At 70.6% G+C, this 7,963-nt stretch carries 6 protein-coding genes; 4 read left to right on the forward strand and 2 right to left on the reverse strand.

The window, feature by feature from the left end; translation table 11 throughout:
• Nucleotides 1-140: 140 nt before the first annotated feature.
• From ISF28_RS20390 to ISF28_RS20405, 4 genes are all read left to right on the forward strand, one after another.
• Nucleotides 141-1,475, forward strand: a complete 1,335-nt coding sequence (locus ISF28_RS20390; RefSeq protein WP_198119020.1) for a sigma-54-dependent transcriptional regulator — start codon at nucleotides 141-143, stop codon at nucleotides 1,473-1,475.
• On the forward strand, nucleotides 1,465-2,694 hold the full coding sequence (locus ISF28_RS20395; protein WP_198119021.1) for a sensor histidine kinase: 1,230 nt from the start codon (nucleotides 1,465-1,467) through the stop codon (nucleotides 2,692-2,694). Before ISF28_RS20390 ends, ISF28_RS20395 begins: the two co-directional genes overlap by 11 nt.
• 89 nt (nucleotides 2,695-2,783) lie before the next feature.
• Complete coding sequence (locus ISF28_RS20400; protein ID WP_198119022.1) at nucleotides 2,784-4,949, forward strand: DUF3466 family protein; 2,166 nt, start codon at nucleotides 2,784-2,786, stop codon at nucleotides 4,947-4,949.
• Between the two features lie 85 nt (nucleotides 4,950-5,034).
• Nucleotides 5,035-6,339: an MFS family transporter gene (locus ISF28_RS20405; protein ID WP_198119023.1), complete on the forward strand. Its 1,305-nt coding sequence runs from the start codon at nucleotides 5,035-5,037 to the stop codon at nucleotides 6,337-6,339.
• Here ISF28_RS20405 and ISF28_RS20410 read toward each other — a convergent pair.
• The gene (locus ISF28_RS20410) at nucleotides 6,332-6,799 is read right to left on the reverse strand and encodes a GNAT family N-acetyltransferase (protein ID WP_198119024.1); all 468 of its coding nucleotides are present in this window, start codon (nucleotides 6,797-6,799) and stop codon (nucleotides 6,332-6,334) included. The two genes, ISF28_RS20405 and ISF28_RS20410, sit on opposite strands and share 8 nt — an antisense overlap.
• Nucleotides 6,800-6,827: 28 nt before the next feature.
• Nucleotides 6,828-7,871: a histone deacetylase family protein gene (locus ISF28_RS20415; protein ID WP_198119025.1), complete on the reverse strand. Its 1,044-nt coding sequence runs from the start codon at nucleotides 7,869-7,871 to the stop codon at nucleotides 6,828-6,830.
• Nucleotides 7,872-7,963 lie beyond the last annotated feature (92 nt).

The raw sequence follows: 7,963 nt of genomic DNA on the forward strand, positions 1-7,963 counted from the left end.
GGTTTTTCCGGCGTCGGCGCGGGTTTTGCCGCGCGACTGTCCGGATCCGGACAGGTGCCGGTGTGCGCTTCCGGACAGGTGCCCAAAGACGCCGCGCGCGCTGCTAGAATGGCACGCCGACCCATCCCGACCCTTGCCCGATGGCCGATTCCAGCGCCCGACTCCTGATCCTCGACGACGACCGCGACGTCGCCTGCGCCGCGCAAATGCTGCTGCGCCGCCGCCATGGCGCGATCGCCACGCTCGACGACCCGGCGCGCCTGGACGCGCTGCTGGCGGACGGCGTGCCGGACGTCGTGCTGCTCGACCTGAATTTCACGCCGGGCCGCGTCGACGGCGCCGAAGGCCTGGCCGTGCTCGACCGCCTGCGCACGCTGGCGCGGCCGCCGGCCGTGATCGCGCTGACCGCGTATGCCGACGTGCCGCTCGCGGTCGAAGCATTGAAGCGCGGCGCCGTCGACTTCATCACCAAGCCGTGGGACAACGCGCGCCTCGCCGCCGCGGTCGATGCCGCGCTGGCGCGGCGCGCGGCCGCAAACGTGCCCGGCGCGTCCGCCTTGATGGGCGAATCGGCGCCGATGCGCGACGTGAAGGCCACGATCGCGGGCGTGGCGCCCACCGAGGCCAACGTGATGGTGCTGGGCGAGAACGGCGTTGGCAAGGAGCTGGTGGCGCGCGCCATCCACGACGCGTCGCGCCGCGCCGCCGGCACCTTCCTTGTGGTGGACATGGGCGCGCTGCCGGAGGCGACCTTCGAGAGCGAGTTGTTCGGCCATCGCAGGGGCGCGTTCACCGACGCGAAGAGCGACCGCGCCGGCCGCTTCCAGGCCGCGCGCGGCGGCACCCTGTTCCTCGACGAGATCGGCAACATGCCGCTGCCCGCGCAGGCCAAGCTGCTGACGGCGCTCGAGCGCAGGGAAGTCACGCCGATCGGCGCCGACCGCCCGGAGCCGGTCGACGTGCGCATCGTCAGCGCGACCAACCTCGCGGAGGATCGCCTGTTCGATCCGGCCGTGTTCCGCCCGGACCTGCTGTTCCGCCTGAACACCATCGTGATCCGCGTGCCGCCGCTGCGCGCGCGGCGCGACGACATTCCCGGGCTGCTGCACCACTACTTGTCGCTGTACGAGGGCCAGTACCAGCGGCCCGTGCGCGAGCTGGCGCCGGCCGCGCTGGACCGCTTGTGCGCCTGGGACTGGCCGGGCAACGTGCGCGCGCTGCGTCACGCCTGCGAGCGCGCCGTGATCCTCGGTGGCGCCGAATACCGCTATGACGATTTCGGCCTCGCGCCCGCCGCGCCCGCACCGGCGCCCGCGCGCGCGGACCCGGAGGCGGACTTCCGGCTCGGCGCGCTCGAGCGCGACACCATCGCCGCCGCGCTGGACAAGGCCAAGGGCAACATCAGCCTGGCCGCGCGTATGCTGGGCGTCAGCCGCGCGGCCCTGTACCGCAAGCTGGGCAAGCATGGCATCTGAGGTCCGCGCGAAGGCCGCGGCGCTGCTGGCGGCGGCCGGCCTGGCGGCGCTGGCGTTCGGCGCCGGCCGCGCGGGCGATGCGCCGCGCGTCCTCGTGCTGTGCGGACTGGGCGCGCTGGCGCCGGCGCTGGTCCTGTGGCGCAGCCTGCACGCGCTGGCCGCCGTGCGCCGGCCGCCCGCGGCGGAGCCGCGCGCCGTGCTGAACGTCGAGCAGCAAAGCCTGGTCGACGATGCCCTGGTCCTGGAAGCGCGGCTGGAACATGCGCCCGTCGCGCTGTTCGGCATCGATGGCCGCGACGCGGACGGCCGCGTGACGCCGCTGAACGCGAGCGCGCGCAAGCTGGCCGCGCCAGGCCGTTCCAGCGCCGCCGTCGCCCTCTACCGCCAGCTGGCCGGCCAGCCGCACGGCGACCGCACGCTGCTGCAGTTCGAGACCGAGCGCGGCACCGAGCGCGCGCTGGCGACGGTGTCGCTGCTGACCCTGCACGGCCGCCCCCAGCGCCTCGTCGCCCTGATGCCGGTCGAGAGCGAACTGGAAGCCGCGGCCCTGGATGCCTGGCGCCAGCTGGTGCACGTGCTGACGCACGAGATCATGAATTCGCTGACGCCGGTGGCCTCGCTGTCGCGCACCGCGCGCGACCTGGTCGAGGAAGCGCGTCCCGCGCTGCCGGCCGACGTGGCGGCGGACCTCGGCACGGCGCTCGACGCCATCGGCCGCCGCGCCGACAGCCTGGCCGCTTTCGTCGCCAGCTACCGCAGCCTGTCCAACGTGCCGGCGCCACGGCCGGAACGGGTGCCGCTGGCCGCCCTGTTCGCGCGGCTCGATGCCCTGGTCGGCCCGGACTGGCGGGCGCGCGGCGGCGCGATCGAATTCTCGGTCGAGCCGGCGTCGCTGGAACTGATGGCCGATCCGGGACAGCTCGAGCAAGCCCTGATCAACCTGCTCAAGAACGCGTTCGAGGCCACCGGCGCGGGCGGCCGCGCGCGCGTACTCGCCCGCCTGGCGCGCGGCGCGCGCCTGCGCATCGAGGTGCACGACGACGGCCCCGGCGTGCCGGACGCACTGGTCGCGCACATCTTCACGCCCTTCTTTACGACCCGGAAACAGGGCGGCGGCATCGGCCTGGCGATGGTGCGTCAATTGGTCCATGGCAATGGCGGCACGGTGCGCTACGCGCGCCCGGTGAGCCGCGGCGCGCGCTTCGTCATCACGTTCTGAACACCGGCGCGCACACCTGATTTCGCTCAGGTCCGCGCGGCGTTCCGGCCCTTATCGTTGGCACGCCTGCATCTCACCCGGAGCCTGCCATGTCGATACGCCGTTGCCTGTTCGCCTTGTTGTTGTCCTTGCTCGCCAGCGCGCACGCGTGGGCCGATCCGCTGTACACCGTCGATTTCCTGCCGACCGGATTCGCGCCGGCGGCGCTCAACGACGCGGGCCGGATCGTCGGCACGTACGGCGGCGCGGCCGCGATCCTCTCCGGCGGCACGATCACGAGCCTGGGCGGCGCCGTGCCGGACAGCTACGGCAGCGCGATCAACAACCGCGGCGACATCGCGGGCTCGCAGTACAGCCCGTACTCCGGCAGTGCGTTCGCCTGGATCGGCGGCACCGTGGTGCCGGTGGGGGCCGGCCTACCGGCCGACATGTATCCGAATTCGAACGCGCGGGGCATCAACGACGCCGGCATGGTCGCCGGCAACGCCGAACCCTTCGTCGGCGAGGCGCAGCGCGGCTTCCTGTACGACAGCGGCGGCCTCCACCTGATCGGCACGTTCGGCGGCGACTGGAGCTATGCCGCGGCCGTCAACGCGTCCGGCGCGGTGACCGGCACCGCCACGCTCGTTCCCACGCAAACCCCCACCGACCCGGACCGCCACGCCTACATCTACCAGGGCGGCACGATGCTGGACCTCGGCACGCTGGGCGGCCTGCGCAGCGAAGCCTACGACATCAACGACGCCGGCGTGGCGGTGGGCTGGTCGGAGACGAGCGCCGACCCGGACAACGCCGCGCCGTCGCGGCCCTTCGAATACCGCGACGGCCACCTGGTCGACCTCGGCTCGCTGGGCGGCACCTGGGGCTATGCGCGGGCATTGAACAATGCCGGCGTCGTCGTCGGCTCCTCGGACCTCATCACCGACGTCGGCTGGGGCTACCATGCGTTCATCTACCTCGACGGGCACATGGTTGACCTGAATACGCTCGTGACGGGCGCGAACGGCTGGGAGATCATCGACGCCACCGACATCAACGACGCCGGCCAGATCCTGGGCCGCGCCTGCCGCCTGGGCACGTGCGCGGACGTGCGCCTGGACCTCGTGCCGGCCGTGCCGGAGCCGGGCGGCTGGGCACTGCTGTGCGCCGGGCTGGCGCTGCTGGCCTGGCGTGCGCGCCGGCGCCGCGCGCGGCCGGCGCCTGTGCTCGGGATCGTCCTGGCGCTGGCGGCGCCGGCCGTGCTGGCCGATCCGCTGTACAGCGCGACCTTTCTGCCTGAAAACTTCACGGCCTACGGCATCGGCAACGACGGCAGCATCGTCGGCAGCGGCACCAATGCCGATTTCCAGGGCCGCGCTTTCGTCTGGAAGGACGGCGCAGTGGCCTTCCTGCCGACGCTGGGCGGCTCGTCCGCCTACGCGACCGCCACCAACGACGGCGAAGTGATCGGCGCCTCGCAATCCGGCGACTTTACGCGCGGCTTCATCTACCGCGGCGGCGACATCCAGGGCATCGGCACGCTGTACGGCGGCGACAGCATTGCCTACGGTATCAACGCCGGCGGCCAGGTCGTGGGCGAGTCCACCGATGCGTCGGGCAATAGCCGCGCGTTCCTGTACAGCGGCGGCACCCTGACCGACATCGGCACGCTGGGCGGCACGGATGCGCGGGCGCGGGACATCAACGATGCCGGCATGATCGTCGGCGGTTCCCAACCGGGGCCGGGCTTCCCGAACGACGGCGCCCACGCCTTCCTCTACCACGACGGCACCATGGAGGACCTCGGCACGCTCGGCGGCGGCTTCAGCTGGGCCAATGCGATCAACGATGCGGGCCAGGTGGCCGGGTCGAGCCTGACCGCCGGCAACGTGGCCACGCACCCCTTCCTGTACAGCGGCGGCGTGATGCACGACCTCGGTTCCTTCGGCGGCGATTACAGCGATGCCCATGCCGTCAATGCGGCCGGCCAGGTGGTCGGTTATTCGAGCCTTCCCGGATTCGGTTTTTCGCACGCGTTCGTGTATGCCGACGGCAGCATGGTCGACCTGAACACCGTCACGGACGGCCTCGGGATCCAGGTGCTGATGGACGCCGTCGGCATCAACGACGCCGGCCAGATCGTGGCCAACAGCTGCAACGACTTCGGCTATTGCGCGCCGGTCCTGCTCACGCCCGTGCCCGAACCGTCGGCGGCCTGGCTGTTGCTCGCGGGCGTGCCGGTGCTGCTGTGGCGCGGCAGGCGGCCCCGCCGCTGACCCCGGCGCCGGCAAAACCGGGAAGCTGCTATCTTGAGTCCGCGGCCGTGCCGGGGAGGCAATCGGCGCATTCTCGGAGACAGCAATGACCACGACGGACACGACGGACGCGTACGCCATCGAGCACCTCACACCGCGCCAGCGCATCTTCGCCATCGTCGGCGCGTCGTCGGGCAACCTGGTCGAGTGGTTCGACTTTTATATTTATTCGTTCTGCGCGCTGTATTTTTCGTCGGCCTTCTTCCCCAAGGGGAACCCGACCACGCAACTGCTGAACACGGCCGGCATCTTCGCGGCCGGCTTTCTCATGCGGCCCATCGGCGGCTGGCTGTTCGGCCGCCTCGCCGACCGCTATGGCCGGCGCAACGCGATGATGATTTCCGTGCTCATGATGTGCGGCGGCTCGCTGATGATCGCGGCGCTGCCGACGTATGCCAGCATCGGCACGGCGGCGCCCGCGCTGCTGCTGGTGGCGCGCCTGTTCCAGGGCCTGTCCGTGGGCGGGGAATACGGCACCAGCGCCACGTACATGAGCGAGGTGGCCGAGGCGGGCCGCAAGGGTTTCTTCGCCTCGTTCCAGTACGTGACCCTGATCGGCGGCCAGCTGGCGGCGCTGCTCGTGCTGGGCGTCCTGCAGCTGTTTCTCACGCACGACGAGTTGAAGGCGTGGGGCTGGCGCATCCCGTTCGTCGTCGGCGCCTGCGCCGCCCTCGTGTCGCTGTACCTGCGTCGCTCCCTGCACGAGACGACCACCGCCACCGAGCGCAGGAGCGAGGCCGCGGGCAGTGTCGCGTCGCTGCTCAGGCACCACCGGCGCGCGTTCGTCACGGTGCTGGGTTTTACGGCCGGCGGCTCGCTGATCTTCTACGCGTTCACGACGTACATGCAAAAATACCTCGTCAACACGGCCGGCATGAGCACGGAAACGGCGAGCCGCATCATGACCGTCTGCCTCCTGATCTACATGCTGCTGCAACCGGCGTTCGGCGCGCTGTCCGACCGCATCGGCCGGCGCACGTCGATGATCTGCTTCGGCGCGCTTGCCGCCGTGTTCACCACGCCGATCATGATGGCGCTGCGCAGCGTCTCGAATCCGCTGACGGCCGGCGCCCTGATCGTGTGCGCGCTGGCGATCATCAGCCTGTACACGTCGATCGGTGGCTTGATCAAGGCGGAGATGTTCCCGGTGGAGGTGCGCGCGCTGGGCGTGGGCCTGTCGTATGCGGTGGCCAACGCGATCTTCGGCGGCTCGGCGGAATACGTGGCCCTGTGGTTCAAGCAAGCCGGCCACGAACCGTATTTTTATTGGTACGTGAGCGTCATGTGCGCGCTGGCCTGCCTCGTTGCGATCCGCATGCCCGATCCGGCCAAATCCGGCCTGCTCAAATGACGGTGGCCGGCCGTAGCATGTCGACGTGCAGGATGCCGTCCTCGTCGTACGGCGCGGAGACCGTGCGGAATCCGAAGCTCGCATAAAACGCTTCGAGGTGGGCTTGCGCGCCGATGCGGATCGCGTGGCCGGGATGCAGCCGCTCGGCGCACGCAATGCCTTGTGCGACCAGCTCGCGTCCCAGGCCCGTGCCGCGCGCGGACGGGCTCGTGACGACGCGGCCCAGCGACATCTCGTCGTACTTCGCGCCCGGCGCCAGGCAGCGCAGGGTGGCGACCAGTTCCCGTTTGCCGGCGACGGTCTTCCAGCCGAGCAGGTGGTGCGCGGCCGGATCGAGGCCGTCGATGTCCGGGTACAGGCACGTCTGCTCGAGCACGAAGACTTGCTGGCGCAGCGCCAGCATCTCGTACAGTTCCAACGCTGTCAGGTCGGCGAAGCCGCTCCACTGCCATTCGATCATCGTCGTTTCTCTGGATGCGTGAATGAGATCAGGCCGCCGTCTCGAAGCCTTCGAGCACGTTGACCACGTTGATGCCGAGTTCCGGCACGACCGAGCCGCCTTCGAACACGAAGACCGTCGGCAGGCCGAGGAAGCCGATGCGTTCGCCGATGCGCAGAAAATCGCCGCTGCCCAGGCCGAAGTGCGAACGCGGGTCGCCGTTGAACCCGTCGACGCCGAGCGACACGACGAGCGCCTGCGGCGCGAAGCCGGCGATCTTGATGCACGCCGTCTCCAGCGCGAGGAACCACTGCGCGGCGCTCGTCCCGCGCGGCAGCGGCACGTTCAGGTTGAAGCCCGTGCCCGCGCCGTCGCCCGTCTCGTCCGCGTGTCCGGCATAAAACGGGTAGTCGGTGCGCGGGTCGGCGTGGATCGATGCGAACAGCACGTCCTTGCGCCGATAAAAGATGTCTTGCGTGCCGTTGCCGTGGTGGTAATCGATATCGAGGATGGCCACGCGCTGCAGGCCGTCGTCGAGCAGGTGCTGGGCCGCCAGCGCCGCATTGTTCAGGAAGCAGTAGCCGCCGAAGTAATCGGCGCCCGCGTGGTGGCCGGGCGGACGCGTGAGCGCGAACGTGCCGTGTTCGCCCAGGCGCAGCGCGTGCGCGGCATTGATCGCGCAATCGGCGCCCGTCTTGGCCGCGGTCCACGTGCCGGCCGTCAGCGGCGTGTCGCCGTCGAACGCGTACAGGCCGAGGCGGCCGATAAAACTGTCCGGTTCGACGTCGCGGCGCATGCCCTGCAGGGGCCACGCGGACGGCAGCGGTTCGCGTTCCGCATTGCGTGGATCGAGTGCGAGCCACGCGTTCCAGGCGCTGCGCAGGAAGTGCAGGTAGCGCGGTGTGTGCGTGCGTTCCAGCGACGTGAGCGGCACGCCGTGCGGGGTGACGATGCGGCCCAGGCCGCGGCGCGCGAATTCGTTCGCCACGGCCTCGATGCGCTCGGGCCGTTCCGACCCGGGAACGGGCTCGCCGCCGACGATGTCGACGCGGGAAGCGTGCTGCGTATGATGTTCGTTGAAGAAGGTAAGCAAGGCGGCCTCGGTTCAGCTACACGGTCGTGTGCGGCACCGCCGGAAACGACAACCCGCGCCGGGGGGTTGCGTCCGGGGAGCGGTTACGGCCC

Origin of the sequence: Massilia rhizosphaerae (assembly GCF_016093545.1) — a bacterium.
Taxonomy (GTDB): domain Bacteria; phylum Pseudomonadota; class Gammaproteobacteria; order Burkholderiales; family Burkholderiaceae_D; genus Telluria; species Telluria rhizosphaerae.